We start from the raw sequence: 24,382 nt of genomic DNA, 5'->3' as shown, positions 1-24,382 counted from the left end.
GCGCGTCAGGCGTGCGCCCCGGCATGGGCCTCGGCGGCCCACTCCGACGGCAGCGTGAAGGAGAACGTGCTGCCCTCGCCGGGCGTGCTCTCCACGTGGACCTGTCCGCCGTGGGCCTCCACCAGCCCCTTCACGATGGCGAGCCCCAGCCCCGCGCCCTCCTTGCGCTTCGGCCCGGCCTGCCAGAAGCGCTCGAAGATTCGCGGCAGGTCCGCCGCCGCGATGCCGGGGCCCGTGTCCCGCACCTGGAAGCGGACCTGCCCCGCCTCCGGCTGGACGCTCAGGGTGATGCACCCGCCCTCGGGCGTGAACTTGAGCGCGTTGCCCAGGAGGTTGGAGAGGATCTGCGGCACCCGCTCCCGGTCCGCGAGCACGCGGGGCAGGCCTTGCGGCACGTGCGCCACGAGCCGCAGGGACCTGGACTCGGCGAGCGCGCGGTGCTGCTCCAGCGCCTCCTGGACGAGCGCCGCCACCTCCAGCGGCTCGCGCTCCACGGACAGGGTGCCCCCTTCCATCCGGGCCACGTCCAGCAGGTCCTGGATGAGCCGGTTCGCCCGCTGGACCGACTTCTGGAGGGCGTCCAGGTGCCTCCGGATGCCCGCGTCGGGGGGCAGCTTGCGCTCCAGCACCCCGGCGCTCAGCTGGATGACGTTGAGCGGGGCGCGCAGGTCGTGGGCCACGATGCGCAGCACCTCGTCCCGCACGCGGATGGCCTGTTCGGACGTTTCGAACAGGTGGGCATTGTCCAGGGCGAGCGCGGCGCGGCGGGCCAGCTCCTCGGCCTGGGCCAGCTCGCGCGCCCCGTAGCGGCGCCCGGAGCCAGACGTCGCCAGGATGAGGAGCCCCAGGTTGCGCTCGCGGCTGCGCAGCGCCAGCACGATGGCCGACCGGGGCGCCAGCAGGCGCACCTGCTCCCGGTGCGCGGCATCCCACGAGGCCGCCTCGAGCAGCTCGGGAGGGACCTCCGGCAGCAGCACCGGCCGCCCCGTGCGCAGCACGGCGGCGGTGAGGCTCGCCTCGCGGAGGGGCTCCCCCCGGAACGCCTCGCGCAGCTCCCGCAGCCGCGTGGCCGTCCGCGGGTCGTCCGCCGCGCTCTCCGCGCCATGGAGGTGCCCGTCGTCGTCCAGGCAGGCCACCACGCACCAGTCCGCCAGCGCCGGCACGGCGAGCGACGCCACCGTGCTCAACGTCGTCCGGGATGAAAGCGACGCCGCGAGCCGCGGGCCCACGCCCGCCAGGAAGCGCCACGCCTGCTCCAGTTGCTGTCGCTGCGTGATGTCCTGCATCTGCGAGATGAAGTGGATGGGCCTTCCCCGCGCGTCGCGCACCACCGCGCCCCGCACGATGAGGGTGACGCGCTGGCCGTCCTTGCGGACGTAGTGCTTCTCCCGTTGGAAGGAATCGATCTCGCCGCGCCGCATCCGGGCGGCGTTCTCCTGGTCCAGCGCCAGGTCCTCCGGCGCGGTGATGTCCTGGAACGACCGGCTGAGCATTTCTTCGCGGGAGTAGCCGACGATGTCGCAGAACGCCGCGTTCACATGGAGGTAGCGGCCGTCCAGGGCCATCAGCGCCATGCCCATGGGGGCGCCCTCGAACGAGGTCCGGAAGCGCTCCTCGCTCAGGCGCAGCACGTCCTCCGCCCTCCGCCGCGCGCTGATGTCGCGCAGGATGACGGTGAGCAGCCGCGTGCCCTCCACGTCCAGCTTGGAGATGCTCGCCTCCGCGGGGAACTCCTCCCCTCCCTTGCGGAGGCCGAGGATGGGCAGCCGCTCTCCCATGTGCCGGGACGTCACCGTGCCCCCGGCGAACGTCCGCACGTGCCGCGCGTGGAGGTCCCGGAGGCTCTCCGGCAAGAGGATGTCCAGCGGCTGCCCCAGGGCCTCCTGCGCGGAGTAGCCGAAGATGCGCTCGGCGCTGGCGTTGAACAGGAGGATGCGCTGCTCCGTGTCGATGGTGATGATGGCGTCCGCGGCATGGGCCACGATGCCGCCGAAGCGCGCCTCCGACAGCCGCAGCGACTGCTCCGCCCTCCGCCGGCTCGAGTCCAGCAGCGAGAGGGCGTTCGCGTTCCAGAGGGCCACGGCGAGGAACGCCACCATCGTCACGAGCACGAAGAGCGTGGCGCCCGCGGCGGTGCCGTAGAACCCCAGCCGCTCGCCCAGGAGCCGGGCCGCGCCCACCGCGGGCACCACGAGGACCGCGAGCAGCAGCCGCCGCACCGAGTGTCCCCCCAGGTCGTCCCGCAGCAGCGCGCCCATCAGCCCCCGCTCGGGATGGACGGAGAGGATGCCCGCCGACAGCAGCAGCAGGGCCAGCGACAGGGGAAGTCCCATCGGCGTGAAGGACTCCGTCGCGGTGCGCAGGGGCGCCAGGCCGAAGCGGTGCTCCTGGTACAGCCCCCCGATGAGCCCCCACGCCGCGAGCAGCGCGGTGCAGGTGGCCAGCCACCGCGCGGGGTGCCATCCCTGCCGCGTGCGCACATGCAGCATCCCGAGCGCCAGCCCCGTGAGCAGCAGCCCCCCGCCGCTTCCCACGGCATGCCGGACGAGCCCCCCGGCGCCCAGCAGGAAGGTCACCGCCGCCAGTCCCCACCCCAGCGCGCGCCGCCATCCACGCGCCGCCCCGGCATGAAGCAGCCAGAGCCCGCTGCCCGCCGACACGAGCCCCCAGGCATCACCGGCGGCCAGAAGCCCGCCGTCCTCCGGGCCCGGGGTGGCAAGCGACAGGGCCCAGCCGCGCAGCAGGAGCGCGCCCACCAGGACCGCGAACGCGCTCGCGACAGGCACGAGCAGCGCGAGCACCCGCGCGAACCCCGGCGGACCGCCAGGACGGGAAGGTGCGGGAGCGGAGGCCAGTGGGAGGCGCGTCATGGGGGCCCCGGGGCCATCTGGGGCCGGCCGGTCCGCCGGGGGGCCCGGGAGGACCGCCCGTCACCTTCGTCGCGGGGCCGCGCGAGCAGCAGCGGCACCAGCGCGACCGCGACGGCGACGGCGACCCGGGCCCAGTCGCGAACGTGGAGGGGATGGAGCCCCACGAGCGAGGCCAGCGCGGGCACCTGGAGGAGCAGCACGGAGAGGCCCAGCGTCAGGGCGCAGACCCAGCGCGCGGTGCGCGTCCGCAGCCGGGTGAGCACGGCCGCGAAGCTGGCGCTCGCGAGCGTGAGCGAGGCGACGGCCACCGCCCGCGCGCGCGCGATGTCCTGACCTTCCGCCAGGCTCCGGGCGTAGGCCCAGACGAGCCCGCACGCCATCAGCCCGCCCACGACGGTGAGCAGGGCCCACTGCCCCCCGGAGAAGAAGCGCGCGGCGGGCCGCATGCGCACGGGGGTGAGCCGTCCGGGCCGCGCGCCCGCCTGGAAGGCCAGCATCGCGGTGGGGTGGATGATGAGCTCCAGCCACACGATGTGGATGGGCAGGTACAGCAGCGGCTGGCCCCAGAGCGGCAGCAGCGCCGCCGTGCCGACCAGCGGGATGTGGATGAGCAGCAGGTAGAGGAAGCAGCGCTGGAGGTTGGAGAAGAGCTGCCGGCCCTCCGCGATGGCGCGAACCAGCGTGCCGAAGTCGTCGTTCAACAGCACGATGGAGGACGCCTCCCGCGCGCTCCGCGTCCCCCGCTCCCCCATGGCGATGCCCACGTCCGCGGCCTGGAGCGCCGGCACGTCGTTCACCCCGTCCCCCGTGGCGGCCACCACCTCGCCCTCCTTCCGGAGCGCCTTCACCAGCGCGTACTTCTGGGCGGGCACCGCGCGCGCCACCACGTCCACGGGCGGCACCGTGCCGGTGTCGGCCAGCCGTGCCTCCAGGGCATCTCCCGTGAGCACCTGGGGATGGCCGCCCCCCAGCCCCAGCCGCCGGGCGACCGCGAGCGCCGTCCGGGGATGGTCTCCCGTCACCATCACCGTGCGCAGCCCCGCGTCGCGGCATTCCCGGACCGCCTCCGCCACCCCGGCGCGCACCGGGTCCTCGCACGCCACGAGCCCCACGAAGTCGAAGCCGCGCTCCGGCTCGCCGCCATGCCAGTGCGCCGCGTCCAGCGTCCGGCTCGCGCAGGCGATGACCTTGTTGCCCTCCTGCGCGAGCGCCTCCACCCGCAGCTCCCACTCCCGCCGCGCCTCCGGGGCAAGCGCGCACAGGTCCAGCACCCGCTCCGGCGCGCCCTTCACCGCGGCGAGCAGCGCCCCGGGCCCCTGCCGCACCACCGACGTCTCGCGCTGACGCTCCTCGGTGAAGGGGAAGGTGGCCTCGCGGGCCGGACCGGGCAGCGACGGCAGGTCCCGCGCCCCCGCCTCCAGCAGCGCCACGTCCAGCGGGTCCCGGCCCTCCTCCCGCGAGGCCAGCACCGCGGTCCGCAGCAGCGCCTCCGGCGGAGTCCCGGGGGACGGAAGCAGCCGGGCCACGCGCAGGAGTCCTTCGGTCAGGGTGCCCGTCTTGTCCGAGCAGATGCACGTCACCCGGCCGATGTTCTCCACCGAGACCGCCTGCCGCACCAGCGCCTGCCTCCGGGCCAGGCGGTACACGCCCGCGCCCAGGAAGAACGTGAGGGCGACCGGGAACTCCTCCGGCAGCGCCGCCACGCCGAGCGTCGCCGCGCTCAGCAGCGCGTCCAGCCACCCGAAGCCCTGGCGCCAGCGGACGAGCGCCAGCACCGCGCACAGCGCGGCCGCCACGGCCAGCAGCACCGCCACCAGGTGCGCCACCGCGTGCTGGAGCGGCGTGCGGGCCCGGCGCTCCCGCCGCGCCGAGCGGACGATGCTCCCATAGAGGGTTTCCGGCCCCGTCAGGACGATGCGCACCCAGGCCGTTCCGGTGAGCAGCCGCGTCCCCGCGAGCCCCCAGTGCACCGCGTCCACCGCGGGCTCCGCGCCGGGCGGGAGGCGCTCCAGCGGCTGCTTGCGCACGGGCAGCGACTCACCGGTGAGCGAGGACTCCTCGGCCTGCAATCCCCTGCCCCGCACGATGAGGCCATCCGCCGGGAACTGGCTGCCCGCCTCCACGCGCGCCAGGTCCCCTGGCACCACCTCCTCCGCGGGCACGTCCTCTTCACGGCCGTCGCGCAGCACGAGGGCGCGCGCGGCCAGGCGGCTGCGCAGGCCCTCGGTGGAGGCCTGGGTCCGGTGGTGGAGGAAGACATCCATGCCCAGCAGCGGTGCGATGGCCAGCAGCATCACCGCCCCGTCCACGCGCTCGCCCAGGGCGAAGTAGAGGACGCTCGTGCCCACGAGGAACCAGAGCATCGGATCGCCCCCGGCTTCGCGCAGCGTCTGGAGCACGGAGCGGGGAGGCTGGCCTCGTACGTCATTGAGCCCATGACGCGCACGCCGCGCCTGCACCTCTTGCGCCTCCAAGCCGCGTGTTTCATCCCAGGGCTGGGGCAGGCGGTTGACCGGAACAACGACTCGCATGACGCCTCCGGGAGAAGCTGCGGTCCGGCGCGTGCGTCGGCAATGTGCCCCGCTCCGTTGAATGCGGATGAGCGCAGGCGTCCCGGCGCGCGCCGCGCCTCCTGCCCTGCCCGCGGATGGAGTCGCGGCGCGATGACTACCTTCAAGGCGAGCCTGTCCGGAGGACGCCATGACCATCGCCTGTGCCACCAACTTCTCGGATGCCTCCCGGCATGCCGCGGAAGCGGCAGCGCGCCTCGCCCAGCGGATGGGGGGGCCGCTGTGCCTGGTCCACGTGCTCTCCGGCAACGTGGTGCGGACCTTCGGCCAGTCCGTTTGCGACGCCGCCCAGGCGACGCTCCACGACGAGGCCCGGAGGCTGGAGGCGCTGGCCAGCGTGGCGGTGGAACCCGTCTTGCTGACGGGGGAGCTGGAGCAGGCCGTGAACGACCTGGTGCACAAGCGCGGCATCCGGCTGGTGGTGGCCTCGGCGCCGCGCGAGGACACGCCCTTCCGCGGGCTGGGCGGCCCCCTGGACCGGATGGCGCAGACGCTGGAGGTCCCCTTCCTCGTGTTCCGCGAAGGCTCCGCCCTGGAGGCCTGGACGCGCGGCGAGCACCCCCTGCGCGTGATGCTGGGCGTGGACCGCTCCCGACCCTTCGAGGTCGCGCGCGACTGGGTGAAGGCGCTGGCGGGGTACGGACCGCTGGAGGTGGTGGGCGGGCGGATCGTCTGGGTGGGAAGCGAGGCGGAGCGGCTGGGGCTGGTGCATCCGCACAGCTACAAGGACATGTCTCCCGAACTGCGTGAAGCGTTGGACCGGGAATCGGACGCGCTGCTGGAGCCGCTGCGCACGGCGGGCGTGCGGACGCGCACGCGGCTGGAGCCGGGGTTGGGCCGCATCGCGGACCACCTCATCGCCCTGGCGTCCGAGGAGCAGGTGGATCTGCTGGTGGTGGGCACGCACCAGCGCCGGGCGCTCGCGAAGTTGTGGAGCGTTTCGCAGGCCGCGCGGCGGCTGGCCCCCATGTCGGTGGCGAGCGTGCCGGTGCTCGCGGCCGAACAGGGGCTGGAGCAGGAGCCCCCCCGGGTGCGCACGGTCCTGGCGACCACGGACTTCCAGGAGGCCGGAGACCGCGCCATCGCCTACGCCTTCGCCATCACCCCGCCCGGAGGCACGGTGCACCTGCTGCACGTGGAACCCACGGAGGCGACCCCCGAGGAGCTCCAGGCGGCGCGGCACCAGTTGGAGCTGCGGGTGCCCCAAGCGGAGCAGGACGGGAAGCACAAGGTGGAGCTGTCGGTGCTGAAGGGGGACGACGTGGCCGGGGTCATCACCCAGGCCGCGGAGCGCTACTGCGTGGACCTGCTGTGCCTGGGCACGCACGGCCGCACCGGCGTGAGCCGCGCGGTGCTGGGTTCGGTGGCGCAGCAGGTGATGGCCCGCAGCGACCGGCCCGCGGTCACGGTGCGCATGCCGCGCGCCTGAAAACCAGAGGAGCGACCCCATGCGAGCAACCGTGTTCCGAGGCACCCAGAAGGTGGGCTTGGAGGAGGTGGAAAAGCCGAAGGCGGGCGCGGGCGAGGCCGTCATCCGGGTGACGCTCACCACCATCTGCGGCACCGACGTGCACATCCTGCGCGGGGAGTACCCGGTGAAGCCCGGCCTCACCGTGGGCCATGAGATGGTGGGCATCGTCGAGGAACTGGGGCCGGGAGTGACGGGCTACCAGGTGGGGCAGCGCGTGCTGGTGGGCGCCATCACCCCGTGCGGCCAGTGCCGGGGCTGCCTCTCCGGACATCCGTCCCAGTGCGGCCACGGCGAGGGGCTGGAGGCCATGGGCGGCTGGCGGCTGGGCAACACGATGAACGGCGCGCAGGCGGAGTACGTGCGCGTGCCCTTCGCGCAAGCGAACCTCGCGCCCATCCCGGACGAGCTGAAGGACGAACAGGTGCTGCTGCTGGCGGACATCGCGTCCACCGGCTTCAGCGGCGCGGAGTCCGGCGGCGTGAGGATTGGGGACGCGGTGGTGGTGTTCGCGCAGGGGCCCATTGGTCTGTGCGCCACCGTGGGGGCGCGGCTCATGGGGGCGTCGCTCGTCATTGGTGTGGACGGGGACGAGGCGCGTCTGGCCATGGCGCGGAAGCTGGGCGCGGACGTGGTGCTCGACGTCCGGAACCAGGACGTGGTGGCGGAGGTGAAGCGGCTCACCGGCGGCGGCGTGGACGTGGCCATCGAGGCGCTGGGCACGCAGCAGACCTTCGAGAACGCGCTGCGCTCGCTCAACCCCGGCGGCACGCTGTCCAGCCTGGGCGTGTACTCCGGGAAGCTGCAGCTGCCCTACGACGCCTTCGCCGCGGGACTGGGGGACCACCGCATCGTCACCACGCTCTGCCCGGGCGGCAAGGAGCGCATGCGGCGTTTGATGGAGGTGGTGCGCGCGAAGCGCGTGGACCTCACGCCGCTCTTCACGCACCGCTTCGCGCTCGAGGACATCCGCGACGCATATGAGCTGTTCAGCCAGCGCAAGGACGGCGTGCTGAAGGTCGCCATCCGGCCGTGAACAGGCCGGCACGCGCGGCGGTGCCTTACGGTGCCGCCGCGTAGCGCGCGAGGCTTCCGGGCAGCTTCGAGGCCAGTTCGTCCGGTCCGCTGAGCGTGAGGCCCAGGTCCTTCAGGAGGCCGTCCTCCACGCCGTAGATCCACCCGTGCACGGTGAGCGGCTGCCCGCGCTCCCACGCGTCCTGCACGATGGTCGTCTGACACACGTTCTGCACCTGCTCCAGGATGTTCAGTTCGCCCAGCCGGTCGTGCCGCTCGCGGGGAGACAGCGCTTCGGGCAACAGCCGCTCGTGCTTCGTGTGCACGTCCTGCACGTGGCGCAGCCAATTGTCCGCCAGCCCCACCCGCCTGCGCTCCAGCGCGGCGCTCACGCCGGAGCAGCCGTAGTGCCCGCAGACGATGACGTGGCGCACGCGCAGCAGGTCGATGGCGAATTGCAGCACCGACAGCGCGTTGAGGTCGGTGTGCACGACGACGTTGGCGATGTTGCGGTGGACGAACAGGTCGCCGGGCATCAGGTTGACGATCTGATTGGCCGGCACGCGGCTGTCGGAGCAGCCGATCCACAGGTACTCGGGCGACTGGTGGCCGGCCATCTTCCGGAAGAAGTCCGCGTCCTTCTCCACCATGGAGGCGGCCCACTGGCGGTTGTTCTGGAAGAGCGTCTCCAGCGTCGGGTCGCCCGGGTTCCGGTCGGTCATCCCCGGAGTCTAACGAGCCGCTGGCGCCCGCCGACGGCGTTTTCCCCACCCCCCGAGAATATGCGCGCGGCCCGGCGTACTCCGCCTGAAGGCGGCATTCGCCGCTGACCCGTTCAGGGGGACCTCCATGGTGCAACACCTGCTTCGCTTCCCGCGGCTTCTTCCCTTCGTGGCGGCCTCCGTCCTGGCCGCCTGTGGCGGTTCGGAGGACGACCCCGGTGACGGCCCCGGGCCTGACGGCACCTGCGTCCGGAACATCACCGGAGACCTGACCGCCGCCACGACCTGGGAGCCGGGGTCGCAGCAGTGCACCTACGCGGTGACAGGGGTGGTGGAGGTGAGCGGAGCCCTCACCCTGGCGCCGGGCACGGTGGTGCGCTTCGGGCCGGATGCGGGCCTGCGCATCATGCCGACGGGGTCCCTCAACGCGGTGGGCACGGAGGCCGCGCCCATCACCTTCACCGGGGCGACGGCCACGCCGGGCTCCTGGAAGGGGCTCGCGTTCAAGTCCAACAACCCCGCGAACGTGCTGGAGCACGTGATCATCTCCTACGCGGGCAGCGAGAGCGCCTTCTGCTGCGACTATTTCTACGGCCCCGGCGGCAGCCTGGATGCCCGCGCCGCGGTGGTGGTGGGCTCGCAGCTCCAGGACTCCGTCAGCCAGGTGCGCATCACGGACACCACGGTGGAGAAGAGCGGCACCCTGGGCCTCTTCGCCTTCAACAAGGCGCGGCTGCCGGGGTTCTCGCGCAACCTCTTCCGGGGCAACCTGGGGGCCCCTGTCACCGTGAGCCTGTCCATCGCGAGCGCCCTGGATGGGACGAGCATCTACTCCGGCAACAGCGCCACCAGCCCGGCGGCCAACGGCGACAACACCGTCCACCTGCTGGCGGCGCCGCAGGCGGACACCGCCACGGCGCAGACGCTGCACAAGCTGGACGTGCCCTATGGCGTCTCCACCGGCGTCCCGGACACGACCGTGGAGTACGCGGGCGCGCTCACCATCGAGCCGGGGGTGCGGCTCCAGTTCGAGGCGACGTCGGGCCTGCGCATCACGGAGACGGGCTCGCTGGTGGCGCGGGGCACGGCGGCGGACCCCATCGTGTTCACGGGCCGGACGGAGACGCCGGGCTACTGGAAGGGCATCTCCATCCGCTCCCTGAACGCGACCAACGTCATCGCCCACGCGCGGGTGAGCCACGGCGGTTCGGACCCCTTCTGCTGCGACGCCTTCACGAGCGCGGGCGATATCCAGGGCAACATCGTCCTGGGCGGCAACTCGGGCCGGGGCCGGCTCCAGCTCACCGACTCGCTCGTGTCCCAGGGCACGGGCTGGGGCGTGTTCGTCTTCAAGGACTCCACGTTCACCCAGAGCGCCAACACCTACGACGGCAACACCGGCACCGTGGGCTACGCGCCCCCCTGACGCCGCGCCTCCAACACGGCGTCAGGGGCCGCGCGCCGTTCCCGGTGGAGGGAGCGGCGCGCGGCGGCGGGTGCTACCGGGGTGCGAACGTGCCGTCGTGGAGAGAAGCCGTGGCATACCCGGAACCGTTGCTGAGAGACGCATCGCCCGCTTGCATGGACGTGGGCACCAGGAGCGGATAGCCCTCCGCGTCCGCGCCGATGATCATCCGCGGATGCAGTTCGAGCCGGACGCCATTCTCCAGGTTCTCCAGGAACAGATGCACCGCATAGGAGTAGCCCGGCCCCGAGGCCGAGACGGAGAACTCCATGGAGCGTCCCTGGAGCGCGGGGACGAACTGCTGCATCACCTCTTCAGGGACCGCGCCTCCCAGTTGGAAGGTCACGGGAGCGGTCTGGACCTGGACCTGCTTGGGATAGGACCCACTGCTCCGCGCCACCGTCGCAGACTCGTAGCTGATGACGAAGGGAATGCTCTTCCCGTTCAGGCCGTCAAAGATGCTCGGGGGCCTGCTCCCTGGCGGAGGAGAAGCTTCGAACTGAAGGGTTCCCGAAATCCAGCCGCCAGAGTCCACGCCGATGCCCACGTCCGCGGTGCCATCCTCCGGCACCTTGAACAGGAAGCGCACGGGACGAGACTCGCCCTCGCCCAGCGTGAACGTCATCGGGTTCGGCGACACCAGCGTGACAGGCACCGTGACGCCCGGCACGTCCGTGCGCTCCACGTGCCAGTCGCCGTTCATCTGGATGGAGTACGTCCCCGCGATAAGCGCCAGGCTCACCGACTCCGCGGACGTGTCCGTGATGGTCGCGTTCTGCGGCCCCGTGATGGCGAACGTCGCGCCCACCAGCTTGTAGCTGCGTCCCGCCGACGTGGACACCAGCGGCAGCTCCAGCAGGCCCTCGCCGTCACGAACCACCGGCGTGGACGGCTCGGAGACCTCACCACACGCGAGCGCCAGCAGCGCGAGCGCACCCACCCACCACTTCAACATCTGCATGGATTTCCCCCTCAGGAAGGCGCCGACGGTAGGACTTTGAACATTGCACGGTCAAGACACGACAGCCCGCACTCGCAATGACAATCACACCCGGCCGGCGTGTGCATCCTACGGTTCATGAGCGACACCCCTGACACCAAGACCGCCGACCTCTGTGACGCCCACGCAGGCACTGCGCACTTCCAGGTCGCCGAGCCTGGGTTCCTGGACTACGGCGGACGCCGCGGCTTCTTTGGCCCCATCAGCACCGTGCGCGCGCCGGAGGACAACTCCCTGGTGCGCAAGGCATTGGAGGAGCCCGGCCAGGGCCGCGTGCTGGTGGTGGATGGCGGAGGCAGCCGCCGCTGCGCGCTGGTGGGGGACGTGCTCGCGGCCCTGGGCCAGAAGAACGGCTGGGCGGGCGTGGTCGTGAACGGCTGCATCCGCGACGCGGAAGAAGTGGGCCGCACCGCCATCGGCGTGAAGGCGCTGGGCACCCACCCGCTCAAGAGCGGCAAGCGCAACGAGGGACAGCGCGACGTGGAGGTGCGCTTCGCCGGCGTCACCTTCATTCCCGGCCACCACCTCTACGCGGACGCGGACGGCATCGTCACTTCGGAGAAGCCGCTGCGCTGACCTTCGCCTTCCCCGCCCCCGGCCACACGGAGCGCAGCGTCCCCGCGATGGTGCGCAGCGCCTCCGCCCTGGGATGCCCCGGGCGCCACGCCAGCGCGAGCGTCCGGCCCGGACCCGGCGGCGCGAAGGGCCGCACCACCAGCTGCCCCTGCCGGTTCTCCATGCGCACCGCGAGCTGGGGCAACAGCGTGAGGCTGCCCGACGCCGTCACCATCTGCGCGAGCGTCGTCAGGCTGGTGGCGCGGAAGTCCACCTCGCGCGCGCCCACGCGCGTGCACAGCGCCAGCGTCTGGCTGCGGAAGCAGTGCCCGTCCTCCAGCAGCAGCACGTCCTCGTCGTCCAGGTCGCCAAGCCGCACCTGCTTCTTCTTCTCCAAGCGATGCCCCGGCGGCGCCGCGACGACGAAGGGGTCCTCCGCGATGACCGCGTGCTCCACCTGGCGCCCCAGGTCCGCGTCCATCGCGAGCAGCGCCGCGTCCAGCCGGCCCTCGTCCATGTCCCGCATCAGGAGCGCCGTCTTCTCCTCGCGCAGCCGCAGCTGGAGCTTCGGGTACTGATTCACCAGCGCGGGCACCACCTCCGGCAGCACGTAGGGCGCCACCGTGGGGATGGCGCCCAGGTGCAGCGGCCCCGCGAACGGGTCACCCATCCGCGCCGCCGCCTTGAGGATGTCCTCGGCCTCCGTGAGCACGCGCCGCGCCCGTGCCACCAGCTCCGTGCCCTGCGGTGTGAGCATCACCCGGCGCGCGTCCCGCTCGAACAGCTTCACGCCGAGCACCGACTCCAGCTGTTGGATCTGCGCGCTCAGGGCCGGCTGGGAGACATGACACCGCTCGGCCGCCCGCCGGAAGCCCAACGTCTCCGCCACCGCCACCAGGTACTCCAACTGCCGCAAGGTGATGTCGTTGAGCGAGGCCATGGTCCTCCCTGGAACCGATAACCCCTGCCTATCACTCCCATCCAAACGATGTCTTGGCCCAATCACCGGGACCTCTCTACCTTTCCCACCGTCGAAGTGCCCCTGAAGGCCTCACGCAAAGGAAAGCGTCCATGTCCCAGCGCCCCACCCTGACCACCGAAGCCGGCGCCCCGGTCTCCGACAACCAGCACTCGCAGACGGCCGGCGCCAATGGCCCGGTGCTGCTGCAGGACCACCACCTGCTGGAGAAGCTGGCCCGCTTCAACCGCGAGCGCATCCCGGAGCGCGTGGTGCACGCGGTGGGCTCCGGCGCCTACGGCACCTTCGAAGTCACGCAGGACATCTCCCGCTTCACCCGCATGAAGGTCTTCAGCGCGGTGGGCAAGAAGACGGAAGCCTTCCTGCGCTTCTCCACCGTGGCGGGCTCCAAGGGCGCGCCGGACACCGCCCGCGACCCGCGCGGCTTCGCGGTGCGCTTCTACACGGAGGACGGCAACTGGGACGTCGTGGGCAACAACACACCGGTGTTCTTCCTGCGCGACGGCATCAAGTTCCCGGACTTCATCCACTCGCAGAAGTATGACCCGTACACGAACTGCCAGGAGCCGGACAACGTCTGGGACTTCTTCTCCTACTCGCCGGAGGCCACGCACCAGTTCACCTGGCTCTTCGGTGACCGGGGCATCCCCGCGACGCTGCGGCACATGGATGGCTTTGGCTCGCACACCTTCCAGTGGGTGAACGCGACGGGCGAGCGCTTCTGGGTGAAGTTCCACTTCAAGACGGACCAGGGCATCCGCACCCTCACCACGCAGGAGGCGGAGGGGGTGGGAGGCAAGGACCCGCAGCACCACCAGCGCGACCTGTACCGCGCCATCGACCGGGGCGAGTTCCCCTCGTGGACGCTCAAGGTGCAGGTGATGCCGGAGGCGGACGCCGCGAACTACCGCTTCAACCCGTTCGACCTCACCAAGGTGTGGCCGTACAAGGACTACCCGCTGATGGAGGTGGGCAAGCTCACGCTGAACCGCAACCCGGAGAACTTCTTCGCGGAGGTGGAGCAGGCGGCCCTGGATCCGTCGCACTTCGTGCCCGGCATCGGCCCGTCCCCGGACCGGATGCTCCAGGCGCGCCTGTTCGCCTACGGCGACGCGCACCGCTACCGGCTGGGCATCAACAGCACGCAGCTGCCGGTGAATTCGCCCAAGGGCGTGAAGGGCGGCGCACGCAACTACGGCCGTGACGGCGCCATGCGCTTCGACGGCAACGGCGGGCGCGGCCCCAACTACGAACCCAACAGCTTCAACGGCCCCGCCCAGACGGACGAGACCCCAGGCACGGGCTACGCGGTGAACGGCCTGACGGGCACCTTCGTCCACGGCAAGCACGCCGAGGACACCGACTTCGTGCAGGCCGGCGCCCTCTACCGGCTGATGGACGAGGCGGCGAAGGCCCGGCTGGTGGAGAACATCGCTGGCAGCCTGGCGCAGGTGAGCCGGGAGGACATCATCCCCCGGGCCATTGCCCACTTCCGTGCCGCCGATGAAGACTACGGTTCGCGCATCGCCAACGCCGTGCAGCAGCTGCGCCGCTCGCGCTAAAGGAACGCCGCCCATGAGCTCCCCGAATGACCCCAAGAACGCGGGTCCTGCCCCGGATTCCGAAGAGGCCGCCCTCCTGGACTTCGTGAGGAGCGCCTTCACGCTGGTCCGCGCGGGTGACGCGGGGAAGCTGCGCGAGATGCTCGACGCCGGGCTTCCCGTGGGGGTTCGCAACGAGCGGGGGGATTCCCTCCTGATGCTGGCCAGCTACTACGGCCACGTGGAGGCGACCCGCCTGATGCTGGAGCGCGGGGCGGACCCGGAGCAGCCCAACGACGCCGGGCAGACGCCGCTGGCCGGCGCGGCCTTCAAGGGCCACGAGACCATCGCCACGGTGCTCCTGGACGCGGGCGCGGACGTGGACGGCGCGGGCCCGGATGGCCGCACGCCGCTGATGTTCGCGGCCATGTTCGACAAGCTGGAGCTGATGGAGCTGCTCATCCAGCGCGGTGCGAACGTGAAGGCCCGGGACGCGGACAAGCGCACCGCGCTGGACTACGCGCGATCGTCCGGCGCGGGGCGCGCGATCGCCCGGCTGGACCCGCCGAGGCCCTGAAGCCCCCTGGGGCGCCACGCGCTACGCGTTCGTGTGGCCCCAGGCGTTCTCGGACGGCTTGCCCCGGCCGTCCCCGCCTCGGGCCGTCTCCTCCACCAGCGAGGTGACGGCCTCCACGATGTGCCCGGCGTCGATGCCCGCGGCGTCCAGCAGCTCCGCGGGCTTGCCGGAGCCGGGCATCTTCGTCACCGCGAGGCGCACCACGGTGGGCAGCTGTTCGCGCTCGCCGGTGAAGGCCTCCAGCACCGCGTCCGCCAGGCCGCCTTCCGCCCAGTGGTCCTCCACCACGACGAGCCGGCCCTGCGTCTCGCGCGCGGCCTGGCGCAGCGTCTTCGCGTCCACCGGCTTCACGGAGTACAGGTCGATGACGCGCACCGCGACGCCCTGCTTCTTCAGCAGCTCGTACGCCTTGAGCGCTTCGTGCAGCGTGATGCCGGCGCCCACCACCGTCGCCACGTCGTTGCCGGACTGGCGCACCACCTTGCTGCCGCCAATGGGGAAGTCCTCCGTCGCGGGGTAGAGCACCGGCGTCTTCTCACGGGTGCTGCGCAGGTAGGTGATGCCCTGGCGGTCGGCCAGTTGCGCCAGCAGCTTCGCGGTCTGGTTGGGGTCGCTCGGGTAGACGACCGTGCTGCCGCCCACCGCGCGCATCATCGCCAGGTCCTCCAGCGCCATCTGCGACGGCCCGTCCTCGCCAATGGACACGCCCGCGTGGCTGCCGCACAGGTGCACCGTGGCGTTGGAGATGGCCGCCATGCGGACCTGGTCGTACGCGCGGGACAGGAAGGCCGCGAAGGTGCTGACGAAGGCCTTCTTGCCCAGCACCGTCATGCCCACCGCGCTGGACACCATGTTCTGCTCCGCGATGAACATCTCGAAGTAGCGCTTCGGGTGCGCCTTCTGGAACTCGTTCGAGTACGTGGAGTTGGACACCTCCGCGTCCAGCGCCACCACCTCCGGCCGCGCGTTGCCCAGCGCCAGGAGCGCGTCGCCATACGCCTTGCGCGTGGCCTCCTTCTGGCCGACCTCGTACGTGGGCAGCTGGAGCGGCGCGGCCTTGTCCTGCACGGGGGGCTTCACCGCCTCCGGCTTCTTCATCTGGATGCGGATGTTGCGCTCCCCGCCCAGCTCGCGGATGGCGTCCTTCGCCTTGTCCTCCGGCAGCGGCTTGCCGTGCCAGCCGTCCTGGTTGGCGATGAGCGAGGAGCCGTGCCCCTTCTCCGTCTTGCAGATGAGGCAGGTGGGCTGCCCCTTCTTCGCCTGCGCTTCGGCGAACGCGCGGTCGATGGCGCCCAGGTCATGACCATCCAGCGTGACGGCGTTCCACCCGAAGGCGCGGACGCGGGCCGCGTAGGCCTCCAGGTTCCAGCCCAGCTCCGTCTCGCGGCTCTGGCCCAGCCGGTTCACGTCGATGATGGCGCACAGGTTGTCCAACCCGTAGTGGCCAGCCTTGTCGAACGCCTCCCAGACGGAGCCCTCCGCCGTCTCGCTGTCGCCCATCAGCACGTAGGTGCGGAAGGGCAGCCCATCCAGGCGCGCGCAGAGCGCCATGCCTACGCCCACGGCCAGTCCCTGCCCGAGCGAGCCGGTGGCCACATCCACGAGCGGCAGCACATGCGGGTTCGGGTGGCCTTCCAGCCGGCTGCCGAACTTGCGCAGCGTCAGCAATTCCCGGTCGTCGATGGCGCCCGCCGCCTTGAAGGCGGAGTAGAGGACCGGGCAGGCGTGGCCCTTGGAGAGCACGAAGCGGTCGTTGTTGGGGGCCTTCGGCTGCTGGAAGTCGAAGCGCAGGTACTTCTGGAACAGCACGGCCATGATGTCCGCCGCGGACATGGAAGAGCTGGGGTGGCCCGAGCCCGCCGCCGTGGTGCAGCGGATGCTGTCGATGCGCAGCTGCGCCGCGAGGTCCGCCAAGGTATCCGCCATCGTTTCGCTCCGGGGTTGGGGGACAGGGGTGTGCCCCCGGTAGTGTGTTGACTGACCCGGCTTGCGAGAAGCGTTGCCCCCCGCTGGTCCTGTTCGCAGGCAGAATCCGCGAGTGCCTGCCCGCCCGGCCGGACGTGGAGGACGGGCCGTGCGCATTTTCAAGGAACGCCATCTGGGAGCCTCGCGCCCCCGCCGGGAGAATCCATGAATCCGCTGCGACAGCTCGCCGAGTTCGGCCAATCCGTCTGGGTGGACAACCTCCAGCGCAGCTACATCACGAAGGGCACGCTGAAGAAGTTCATCGAGGAGGACGGGCTCAAGGGGCTCACCTCCAACCCGACCATCTTCCAGAAGGCCGTGTCGGGCAGCGACGACTACCAGGACCTCTTCGACGCGGCGAAGGGCAAGGGCATCAACGGCAACGACCTCTACGAGCAGCTGGCCGTGCGCGACGTGCAGGGCGCCGCGGACCTCCTCAAGACGGTCTACGACGCCACCAAGGGACAGGACGGCTACGCGTCGCTGGAGGTGTCCCCCCACCTGGCGCTGGACACGAAGGGCACGCTGGAGGAGGCGCGGCGGCTGTGGAAGACGCTGGCCCGGCCCAACGTGATGATCAAGGTTCCGGGCACCGTGCCGGGCACCCCGGCCTTCGAGCAGCTCACCTCCGAGGGCATCAACGTCAACGTGACGCTGCTCTTCAGCCAGGAGCGCTACAAGCAGATCGCCGAGGCCTACGTCTCCGGCCTGGAGAAGTTCGCCGCGTCCGGCGGGGACGTGAGCCGCGTGGCGAGCGTGGCGTCGTTCTTCGTCAGCCGCATCGACGCCATCGTGGACAAGGAGATGGAGAAGAAGCGGAAGGCGGGCGCCACGCCCGAGCAGCTGAAGGCGATGGAGGGATTGAGCGGCAAGGTGGCCATCGCCAACGCGAAGCTCGCCTACCGCACCTTCAAGGAGGTCTTCGGGAGCGCGCGCTGGAAGGCGCTCGCGGCGAAGGGCGCCAAGGTGCAGCGCGTGCTCTGGGCGAGCACCAGCACCAAGAGCCCGAACCTGCGCGACGTGCTCTACGTGGAGGAGCTCATCGGCCGCGACACGGTGAACACCATGCCGCCCGCCACCATCGACGCGTTCCGGGACCACGGCAAGGTGCGCCCCAGCCTGGAGGAGGACCTGCCGGCGGCGGAGGCGACGATGCGCCAGCTGGAGGCGGCCGGCATCTCCATGAAGACCGTCACCGACGAGCTGGCCACCGACGGCATCCGCCTGTTCACGGACTCCTTCGACCAGCTGCTCTCCGCGGTGGGCGACAAGCTGAAGAAGACCTGAGACAGGGAGCCCGGGCTCGCGCCGCTAACGCCCTCCACGAGCCCGGGGCACCTGGAGGCGCGCGGGGACGGCGGAGGCCTCCGGAGCCGGATGCGCCTCCAGCCAGCGGGCCACGCTCGCGGCTTCGGGCTCGCGCGTGGCGCGGACGAAGCGTGCGCGGGCCGCTTCGGCTTCCTGTCTCGCGGGCTGCCGTTCCCCGGCCTCCCACAACGCTTTCGCGAGCGCGAAGCCTGACTCCGCCAGCGTCCCCTCCGGCATCGACGGGTACCCCACCGCCAGCCGCAGCGGCGCGATGGCGTCCTTCGCGCGGCCCAGGCCCAGCAGCGCCTGGCCCACGCCGTCCTGGCTGTACTGGAAGGTCTCGTCTCCCGGCGGCGCCACCTGCTGTTTCGTCGCGAGCGCCTCCTCGTAGACGCGCAGCGCATCGTCGTAGCGGCCCAGCGCCAGCAGGCACATCCCCACCTCGTCCAGCCCTTCCGCCACCGGCAACGTGCGCGCTCCCAGCAGCGCCTTGCGGATCTCCACGGCGGCGCGCGCGTGCGGCAGGGCCCGGGCCGGCTCCGCCGCCTCGCGCAGGGCCCAGGCGAGGGCGTCGTGCCGGCGCGCGGTGTCCGGGTGCAGCGGGCCCACCGAGGCCTCCGTCAGCGCCAGCGCGCGCTCCAGCAACGCCACGCCGCGCCCGGTGTCCTTCATCCGGATCGCCAGGCCGCCCTGGAGGAAGGTGATGCGCGCGCGCAGCGGGTGGCCTTCCGGCAACGCCGCCTCCGCCCGCGTCCGCGCTTCCTCGAACAGGGCGCTCGCGCGGGAGAAGTCATTCCTCGCGACCGCGAGGTTGCCTTGATTGATCCGCACCTCCGCTTCCAGCACGGCGTCGCCGCCCATGCGCCGCAGCGTCGCGTCCGCGAGCCCGCTCCAGACCTCCGCCTGGTCGAAGTGCCGCTGCCCCTCCTCCACGTAGAGCAACCGGTTGAGGACGGTGACCTTCAGCCGGTCCGCGCGCCCCGCCTCCGCGTCGAAGGCCGCCTGCCGCAGCGCGATGGCCGCCCCCGCGGAGTCACCCAGTTGCTCGCGCATCCAGCCCTGCTGGAGCTGGAGCCGGGCCATCAGCGGCGCGTACCCCGTGGCCCGCACGGCCTCCACGAGCGGCTCCAGTCGCGTCCGGGCCAGGGGAAGGCGTCCGCCATCCACCAGCACCTTCACCTCCGACAGCCCCGCCTCCAGACGCTCCACCTCGGCGCGCTCCGCGGGCGACTCCGGCAGCCGCTGCTGCTCGCCCAGCTTCGCCACGTCCGCGCACTCGTCCAGCGCGGGGAGCGCGTTCACCAGCGACAGGGACTTCTCCACCAGGGGGACGTCCGCGGTGGACAGCAGCGCCACCACCGCGCGGGCGTCCTCGCGCCGCCGCTCCAGACACACCACGCGCTCGACCCGCAGGGCCTCCGGCTGGGTGCCCTCCACGAGCGTGGCCCTGCACGCCTCCGCGTGCTGCTGGCTCCAGCCCCGCGCGTACGCATCCAGCGCGTCCGCCACACGCCCGGCCATGTCCGCACCCAACGGACTGCCCGTGGCGGTGAAGGCACGCATCACCTGCTCCCGCTGCGGTGCGCCCCACACCCGCGCCATGAGCGCGTCCGCGCCCTCGCACACGCGCGACTGTTGATAGAGCACGCCGCCGCCCATCAGGAGACCTCCCGCCAAGAGGGCCGCGCCGCCCCACGCGCGGCGCCGGGCCCTGCGCTTCGGCTCCTGCCCCAGCGCGTCCAGCAGCTCCGCGAGCGTCGGGAAGCGCTCCGCCGGGCGCAGCGCCAGCCCGCGCATCACGGCCCGGCCCACCCACGCGGGCACCCGCGAGTCGCGCGGGGGCTCCAGGAGGCGGGGAGCGTTCGGGCCCTCCAGGTCGGCGGGCGTCCGCAGCGCCTGCATGCGCGCGACGTCGAAGGGGCGCTGGCCGTAGAGCGCGGCGTACAGCGCGGCACAGAAGCTGAACTGATCCGTGCTCGCGTCCGGGACCGCGCCCAGCACCTGCTCCGGGGACATGTAGTTCGGCGTGCCCATCACCGCGCCGGTGACGGTGATGGGCGCATCCAGCATGCGCCGTTCCAAGGCCAGCGCGTCCGCTTCCGGCCCGGCGGGGTCCGCGTCGTCGCCGGAGGGCAGCCCCACCTGGCGCGCGAGCCCGAAGTCCGTCACGCAGACGCGGCCCCGGCGGTCCCTCAGCACGTTGGCCGGCTTGAAGTCGCGGTGCACCAGCCCCGCCGCGTGCGCGGCCACGAGCCCCCGGCCCGCGCCCAGGTACGCCTCCAGCACCTCGCGCCACGAGCGGGGGGCTTCCTTCAGCCACTGCCCCAGCGTGCCCCCATCGAGCAGCTCCATCGCCAGGAAGACCTGGGCGCCCCAGATGCCCACGTCGAACACCGGGATGACGTTCGGGTGCGAAATGCGCGCCATCGCCTGCGCTTCGCGCAAGAGCCGCGCCCGTCCCAGCTCCGGATCCGCGTGGCTGTCCGAGCGAAGCAGCTTCAGCGCCACCTTCCGGTCCAGGTCCGGATCATAGGCCGCGTACACCACGCCCATGCCCCCCGCGCCCAGCGGACGCAGGAGCAGGTAGCGCCCCACCTGGACGGACGGGGACGGCCCTGGCCGGGGCTGCCGGTCCGACTCATTCGTCGCGGGCACGGCCTCCGCCGGAGTTCGCGGCAGCAGGCGCGTCGCCTCGCCGTCAGGACGGCGCGCGGGAAGCGTGTCGTCGCGCTCGTCTCCGGCTGGGGTCTTCATGGTGGGCGCCATCCTATTGGCCCCCGCGATGCCATCACCATGCCCCCCACAACCGGGCTGGTACCTTCTTCGATAATAGTGGGACCGCCGTCCGCGGTTTCCTCCCCCGAGCGCAAGGGTTGTTCATGAACGTCACCCGTCCCCAGAATCTCCCTGTCTCCCTGCCCCCCGAGCAGGCTGCCGCGCCGCAAGGCAATGCTCAGGTCCAGGGCCCCCACGCCCCCGAGCCGGTCCAGGAGGCGGAGCAGGCCACCGGGTTCCCGCAGGACCGCTTCGAGGAGTCGCCGGAGGTGGCGGGACAATGGGCCGCCCAGGCCGCGGGGGCCGGACAGCCCCTGGGCGCGCGTCCCCTGGAGCTGTCCCAGATGGAGCAGGTGCCCTCGCTCACGGACGCGAAGTCCCCGGGCGCGAAGGGCTGGCTCCAGGAGACGCCGGTCCTGAAGCAGACGGACGCCACCAATTGCGGTGCGACGGCCGCCGCGATGCTGGTGCGCGCCAATGGTGGCGGCCAGGGGCAGACGGATGCCCAGCTCGTCCAGTCACTGGAGTCCCGCTACTCCGACAGCAAGGGCACGACGCCGGATCAAATGGGCCAGATGCTCGCGGGCCAGGGCTTCGAGGTCACGCGCGGCGCCTCCAACTTCGACCGCGACGCGCTGAACGCCGCGCTCGGCTCGGGCAAGAAGGCCGTGGCCCTGGTGGACTCCAACCTCATCCAGCCCGGCGCATCCGGCAACACGCCGGCCGGCAGCGCGCACTGGGTGGAGATCGACGGCAAGAACGCGCAGGGCCAGTATCAGATCCATGATCCAGCCTCCGGATCCAAGTACGACGTGGAGCTCCAGCACCTCACCCAGGCGATGAACTCCGGCTGGGATTCGTTCAATGGCGGCGGGATGCTCATCGTCAATCCCCAGGGCGGTGACGCGGGCGCGCTCGCCGCCGCGAACGCGAATCACTCCGCCACGCTGGGGGACTCCTCCGGCATCGGCTCCAAGAACAACTCCTTCGGCTCGCGCGAGTCCGGTTCGTAGTCCCCGCGAGCAGAACGCGAAAAGGCCCCGCGTGCATCGCACGCGGGGCCCTGTGCTTCACGCCCGTCCGCTTCTTCAGATGTTCGGAATGTCGGAGGCGAAGCGCTGGTGGTCGGTCAGCGAGGACGGGTTGGACTGGAATGCCTCCAGGAAGAGGCGCGCGTTGTTCGTCAGGCTGCGCTCGAAGGCGAACGCGTCGTCGCCCTTCACGTTCGGGTTGTCGCTGATGCGCTGGCCGGGGTGCTCGAAGTTGGTGCGGCCGCCGCGCACGTGGTGCAGGTAGTTGTTGGCCCCCACCGCGCGCATCGCATCCAGCGCGTTGCGCACGTTGAGGTCGATGGCTTCCGGGCTGCTGCCGTTGAGCTTCTGGAGGTCATCCGGCAGGTGCTTGCCGTAGGTTTGCAGCAGGTCCTTGTTCAGGTTGAAGGGGCCGTAGTTCGTCGCGTCGCCGCTCTTGTTGAAGTCCGTGCCGCCCTCCTGCATCACCTGCGCGACCAGCAGCGCCGCCTCCTCGGGGGCGGCGCCCGACTTGATGGCCGAATCCCAGACGTTCTTCTTCCAGAAGCCCAGCGGCTGCCCGTTGTATTGCTTGTCATCCGCGTACGAGAGCGCCGGGTAGTCCTTGGACGCGTCATGCGAGCTGGCCGGCACGAGCGCGTCCGCGCCGAGCGGGTCGGAGCCCGCGCCCTCGGGACGGGTCGTCGGCGTGGGGGGCAGCGACTGCGTCCGCGCCGACGGCGAGGACTCGAAGCTGTCCGTGTAGAACATCTTGTTGCGCAGGGCCGCCGCGGATGCGCCCTCGGAGGGCTGCGTCCGGGTCTGCGGCGCAGGCTGCGTCCGCGTGGACGGCTTCAGCAGCGAGGCGAGGAACGAGGACGGGTTGGAACGGGAGGAGGCGGAGGAGATCATGGCGTGCTCGGGGTCGTAGGGGCCGTGAATGGCCGGTACGCCTTCCCTAAGCAGGAGTGGTGCCAGTCCCCGCGCGCCCGGTCGCGCCGGGCCTTCCGAGGGAGACGCCACCCGGCGGGGCACGCGGGTGGGTGACTCGAGTCACCCGGTGGCGGTCCCGGTGGGTGACGGGAGTCACCCGGCGTCTTCTTCGTCCGCCCCGGGCTTGCCGTCGCTGAGCTCCAGGCCGTGCTTGCGCATCAGCTTGCGCAGGTACACCCGGTCGATGCCGGCCTCCCGGGCGGCGCGGTTGAAGCGGCCCTCGCAGCGCTTGAGGAGGCTCTTGAGGTAGTCGCGCTCGAAGCCCTCGACCAGCTGCTCCTTCGCCTCCTTGAAGGGCCGGGCCAGGTCCAGCCCGCCCGCGCGGGAGGCGGCACGGCCGGGGACCCCCGGGTCGATGTCGGGCAGGGACTCCTCGCCCAGGCTCACCACGCGATCCACCACGTTGCGCAGCTCGCGAACGTTGCCCGGCCAGGGGTACTGGACGAGCAGGGCGCGCGTCTGGTCCGACAGGGTGCTGGGCGGCTTGCCCAGGCGCTCCAGCACGGTGTCGATGAGCATCGGGATGTCCTCCGGACGCTCGCGCAGCGGCGGCAGCACGACGCGCAGCACGGCCAGCCGGTGGAAGAGGTCCCGGCGGAACTTCTCCGCCTTCACCGCGGCCTCCAGGTCCACGTGGGTGGCGGCCACCACGCGCACGTCCAGCTCCCGGTAGTCGTTGCCGCCCACCCGCTTCACCTGCCGGCGCTCCAGCACGCGCAACAGGCGCGGCTGCAGCTCCAGGGGCAGCTCGCCCACCTCGTCCAGGAAGACGGTGCCGCCATGGGCGCGCTCGAAGGCGCCGGCCCGGTCCGCCTGGGCTCCGGTGAAGGCCCCCTTCACGTGGCCGAACAGCTCCGACTCGATGAGCGACGGGGTGATGCCCGCCAGGTCCACCACCACGAAGGGCTTCTTCGCGCGCGGGCTCTCGTGGTGCAGCCCTTCCGCGCACAGCTCCTTGCCGGTGCCCGTCTCGCCCTGGATGAGCACGTCCGCGTCACCGGGCGCCATGCGCTCCAGGAACGTGAAGACCTCCCGCATCCGGCGGCTGGTTCCCACCAGGGCCCCGAAGCGGTCGCGCGATGACAGCAGCAACGAGCGCTCGCGGGTGTCTTCGGGCATCACCTTGAGCCGGGTCTCCCCCAGGGTGAGCACGGCGCCGGGCCGCACCTCCAGCTCGGAGAAGCGCAGGCCTTCACAGAAGGACCCGTTGTACGAGCCCAGGTCCTTGGCGACGACCCGGTCCGCCTCCACCTCCAGCCGCAGGTGGTGGCGCGACACCGTGCCGTCCTCGAGCACGATGTCGCAGTCCGCGCTCTTGCCCAGCAGGTAGGAGCCCACGGGCAGCGGGTGGTTCCTGCCGGCCCCGGGCCCCGACAACACCCACAGCTTCAGCCGGACCTTGCCCCCAGGCTTCGCCGGAAGGGTCCGGGTCCTGTCGGGGGACTGCGCCTCCCGACCCGCCGGCCTGTCATCCCGTGTCGACACCACGGCGACGCTATCACGTGCGCCATGGCCTGGCCGGGGCCGGGACGCCGTTGGCATCACGGGGCGTCGCGCGGGGAGCCCCGGG

17 protein-coding genes are annotated in these 24,382 nt (G+C 71.7%); 8 read left to right on the top strand and 9 right to left on the bottom strand.

Features of this window, described 5'->3' with window-relative positions; genetic code table 11:
• Positions 1–5: 5 nt before the first annotated feature.
• Both D7X32_RS12955 and D7X32_RS12950 read right to left on the bottom strand, forming a co-directional pair.
• Complete coding sequence (locus D7X32_RS12955; RefSeq protein WP_120602845.1) at positions 6–2,870, bottom strand: sensor histidine kinase; 2,865 nt, start codon at positions 2,868–2,870, stop codon at positions 6–8.
• The gene (locus tag D7X32_RS12950) at positions 2,867–5,401 is read right to left on the bottom strand and encodes a cation-translocating P-type ATPase (protein ID WP_120602844.1); all 2,535 of its coding nucleotides are present in this window, start codon (positions 5,399–5,401) and stop codon (positions 2,867–2,869) included. The genes D7X32_RS12955 and D7X32_RS12950 overlap by 4 nt, the downstream gene beginning before the upstream one ends.
• Before the next feature lie 169 nt (positions 5,402–5,570).
• Between D7X32_RS12950 and D7X32_RS12945 the strand changes: the two genes are divergently transcribed.
• On the top strand, positions 5,571–6,869 hold the full coding sequence (locus D7X32_RS12945; protein WP_120602843.1) for a universal stress protein: 1,299 nt from the start codon (positions 5,571–5,573) through the stop codon (positions 6,867–6,869).
• A 19-nt stretch (positions 6,870–6,888) separates the two neighbouring features.
• Positions 6,889–7,944 (top strand): zinc-binding dehydrogenase, encoded by a 1,056-nt coding sequence (locus D7X32_RS12940; protein WP_120602842.1) that lies wholly within the window; start codon positions 6,889–6,891, stop codon positions 7,942–7,944.
• 25 nt (positions 7,945–7,969) lie between these two features.
• Here the strand turns inward: D7X32_RS12940 and can are convergent, their stop codons facing one another.
• Positions 7,970–8,644 (bottom strand): carbonate dehydratase, encoded by a 675-nt coding sequence (can, locus tag D7X32_RS12935; RefSeq protein WP_120602841.1) that lies wholly within the window; start codon positions 8,642–8,644, stop codon positions 7,970–7,972.
• Between the two features lie 127 nt (positions 8,645–8,771).
• Between can and D7X32_RS12930 the strand changes: the two genes are divergently transcribed.
• Entirely contained in the window at positions 8,772–10,070 is a 1,299-nt protein-coding gene (locus tag D7X32_RS12930) for a hypothetical protein (RefSeq protein WP_120602840.1), read from the top strand.
• 73 nt (positions 10,071–10,143) lie between these two features.
• Here D7X32_RS12930 and D7X32_RS12925 read toward each other — a convergent pair whose 3' ends face one another.
• On the bottom strand, positions 10,144–11,070 hold the full coding sequence (locus tag D7X32_RS12925; protein WP_147450131.1) for a hypothetical protein: 927 nt from the start codon (positions 11,068–11,070) through the stop codon (positions 10,144–10,146).
• Between the two features lie 117 nt (positions 11,071–11,187).
• Here D7X32_RS12925 and rraA point away from each other — a divergent pair, with 117 nt between their 5' ends.
• A complete protein-coding gene (gene rraA / locus D7X32_RS12920; protein WP_120602838.1) occupies positions 11,188–11,685 on the top strand; it encodes a ribonuclease E activity regulator RraA in 498 nt (165 codons plus the stop codon).
• On the opposite strand, the gene D7X32_RS12915 is transcribed toward rraA, so the two are convergent.
• Positions 11,660–12,604 carry a LysR substrate-binding domain-containing protein gene (locus tag D7X32_RS12915; RefSeq protein ID WP_120602837.1) on the bottom strand — a complete coding sequence of 315 codons (945 nt, stop codon included), beginning with the start codon at positions 12,602–12,604 and terminating at the stop codon, positions 11,660–11,662. The two genes, rraA and D7X32_RS12915, sit on opposite strands and share 26 nt — an antisense overlap.
• Positions 12,605–12,735: 131 nt before the next feature.
• Between D7X32_RS12915 and D7X32_RS12910 the strand changes: the two genes are divergently transcribed.
• Both D7X32_RS12910 and D7X32_RS12905 read left to right on the top strand, forming a co-directional pair.
• Complete coding sequence (locus D7X32_RS12910) at positions 12,736–14,205, top strand: catalase (RefSeq protein ID WP_120602836.1); 1,470 nt, start codon at positions 12,736–12,738, stop codon at positions 14,203–14,205.
• A 13-nt stretch (positions 14,206–14,218) separates the two neighbouring features.
• Positions 14,219–14,761, top strand: a complete 543-nt coding sequence (locus D7X32_RS12905; protein WP_120602835.1) for an ankyrin repeat domain-containing protein — start codon at positions 14,219–14,221, stop codon at positions 14,759–14,761.
• A gap of 21 nt (positions 14,762–14,782) precedes the next feature.
• Here D7X32_RS12905 and D7X32_RS12900 read toward each other — a convergent pair whose 3' ends face one another.
• Complete coding sequence (locus D7X32_RS12900; RefSeq protein WP_120602834.1) at positions 14,783–16,687, bottom strand: transketolase; 1,905 nt, start codon at positions 16,685–16,687, stop codon at positions 14,783–14,785.
• Between the two features lie 204 nt (positions 16,688–16,891).
• Here D7X32_RS12900 and tal point away from each other — a divergent pair, with 204 nt between their 5' ends.
• Complete coding sequence (gene tal, locus D7X32_RS12895) at positions 16,892–18,013, top strand: transaldolase (protein ID WP_120602833.1); 1,122 nt, start codon at positions 16,892–16,894, stop codon at positions 18,011–18,013.
• Positions 18,014–18,037: 24 nt separating this feature from the next.
• On the opposite strand, the gene D7X32_RS12890 is transcribed toward tal, so the two are convergent.
• Entirely contained in the window at positions 18,038–20,788 is a 2,751-nt protein-coding gene (locus D7X32_RS12890; RefSeq protein WP_158625668.1) for a serine/threonine-protein kinase, read from the bottom strand.
• Between the two features lie 125 nt (positions 20,789–20,913).
• On the opposite strand from D7X32_RS12890, the gene D7X32_RS12885 reads away from it, so the two are divergent.
• Positions 20,914–21,822 (top strand): C39 family peptidase, encoded by a 909-nt coding sequence (locus D7X32_RS12885; RefSeq protein WP_147450130.1) that lies wholly within the window; start codon positions 20,914–20,916, stop codon positions 21,820–21,822.
• A 75-nt stretch (positions 21,823–21,897) separates the two neighbouring features.
• On the opposite strand, the gene D7X32_RS12880 is transcribed toward D7X32_RS12885, so the two are convergent.
• Positions 21,898–22,731 (bottom strand): hypothetical protein, encoded by an 834-nt coding sequence (locus D7X32_RS12880; RefSeq protein WP_120602830.1) that lies wholly within the window; start codon positions 22,729–22,731, stop codon positions 21,898–21,900.
• Positions 22,732–22,905: 174 nt separating this feature from the next.
• Complete coding sequence (locus D7X32_RS12875; RefSeq protein WP_120602829.1) at positions 22,906–24,354, bottom strand: sigma 54-interacting transcriptional regulator; 1,449 nt, start codon at positions 24,352–24,354, stop codon at positions 22,906–22,908.
• Positions 24,355–24,382: the final 28 nt, after the last annotated feature.

This window comes from Corallococcus carmarthensis (genome assembly GCF_003611695.1).
GTDB classification, from domain to species: domain Bacteria; phylum Myxococcota; class Myxococcia; order Myxococcales; family Myxococcaceae; genus Corallococcus; species Corallococcus carmarthensis.
This window is presented reverse-complemented; position numbering and strand designations above follow the sequence as displayed.

Excerpts from the sequence above, each read along its gene's own strand:
- D7X32_RS12955 (WP_120602845.1), bottom strand. The coding sequence starts at position 2,870 with ATGACGCGCCTCCCACTGGCCTCCGCTCCCGCACCTTCCCGTCCTGGC.
- D7X32_RS12950 (WP_120602844.1), bottom strand. The coding sequence starts at position 5,401 with ATGCGAGTCGTTGTTCCGGTCAACCGCCTGCCCCAGCCCTGGGATGAA.
- D7X32_RS12945 (WP_120602843.1), top strand. The coding sequence starts at position 5,571 with ATGACCATCGCCTGTGCCACCAACTTCTCGGATGCCTCCCGGCATGCC.
- D7X32_RS12940 (WP_120602842.1), top strand. The coding sequence starts at position 6,889 with ATGCGAGCAACCGTGTTCCGAGGCACCCAGAAGGTGGGCTTGGAGGAG.
- can (WP_120602841.1), bottom strand. The coding sequence starts at position 8,644 with ATGACCGACCGGAACCCGGGCGACCCGACGCTGGAGACGCTCTTCCAG.
- D7X32_RS12930 (WP_120602840.1), top strand. The coding sequence starts at position 8,772 with ATGGTGCAACACCTGCTTCGCTTCCCGCGGCTTCTTCCCTTCGTGGCG.
- D7X32_RS12925 (WP_147450131.1), bottom strand. The coding sequence starts at position 11,070 with ATGCAGATGTTGAAGTGGTGGGTGGGTGCGCTCGCGCTGCTGGCGCTC.
- rraA (WP_120602838.1), top strand. The coding sequence starts at position 11,188 with ATGAGCGACACCCCTGACACCAAGACCGCCGACCTCTGTGACGCCCAC.
- D7X32_RS12915 (WP_120602837.1), bottom strand. The coding sequence starts at position 12,604 with ATGGCCTCGCTCAACGACATCACCTTGCGGCAGTTGGAGTACCTGGTG.
- D7X32_RS12910 (WP_120602836.1), top strand. The coding sequence starts at position 12,736 with ATGTCCCAGCGCCCCACCCTGACCACCGAAGCCGGCGCCCCGGTCTCC.
- D7X32_RS12905 (WP_120602835.1), top strand. The coding sequence starts at position 14,219 with ATGAGCTCCCCGAATGACCCCAAGAACGCGGGTCCTGCCCCGGATTCC.
- D7X32_RS12900 (WP_120602834.1), bottom strand. The coding sequence starts at position 16,687 with ATGGCGGATACCTTGGCGGACCTCGCGGCGCAGCTGCGCATCGACAGC.
- tal (WP_120602833.1), top strand. The coding sequence starts at position 16,892 with ATGAATCCGCTGCGACAGCTCGCCGAGTTCGGCCAATCCGTCTGGGTG.
- D7X32_RS12890 (WP_158625668.1), bottom strand. The coding sequence starts at position 20,788 with ATGAAGACCCCAGCCGGAGACGAGCGCGACGACACGCTTCCCGCGCGC.
- D7X32_RS12885 (WP_147450130.1), top strand. The coding sequence starts at position 20,914 with ATGAACGTCACCCGTCCCCAGAATCTCCCTGTCTCCCTGCCCCCCGAG.
- D7X32_RS12880 (WP_120602830.1), bottom strand. The coding sequence starts at position 22,731 with ATGATCTCCTCCGCCTCCTCCCGTTCCAACCCGTCCTCGTTCCTCGCC.
- D7X32_RS12875 (WP_120602829.1), bottom strand. The coding sequence starts at position 24,354 with ATGCCAACGGCGTCCCGGCCCCGGCCAGGCCATGGCGCACGTGATAGC.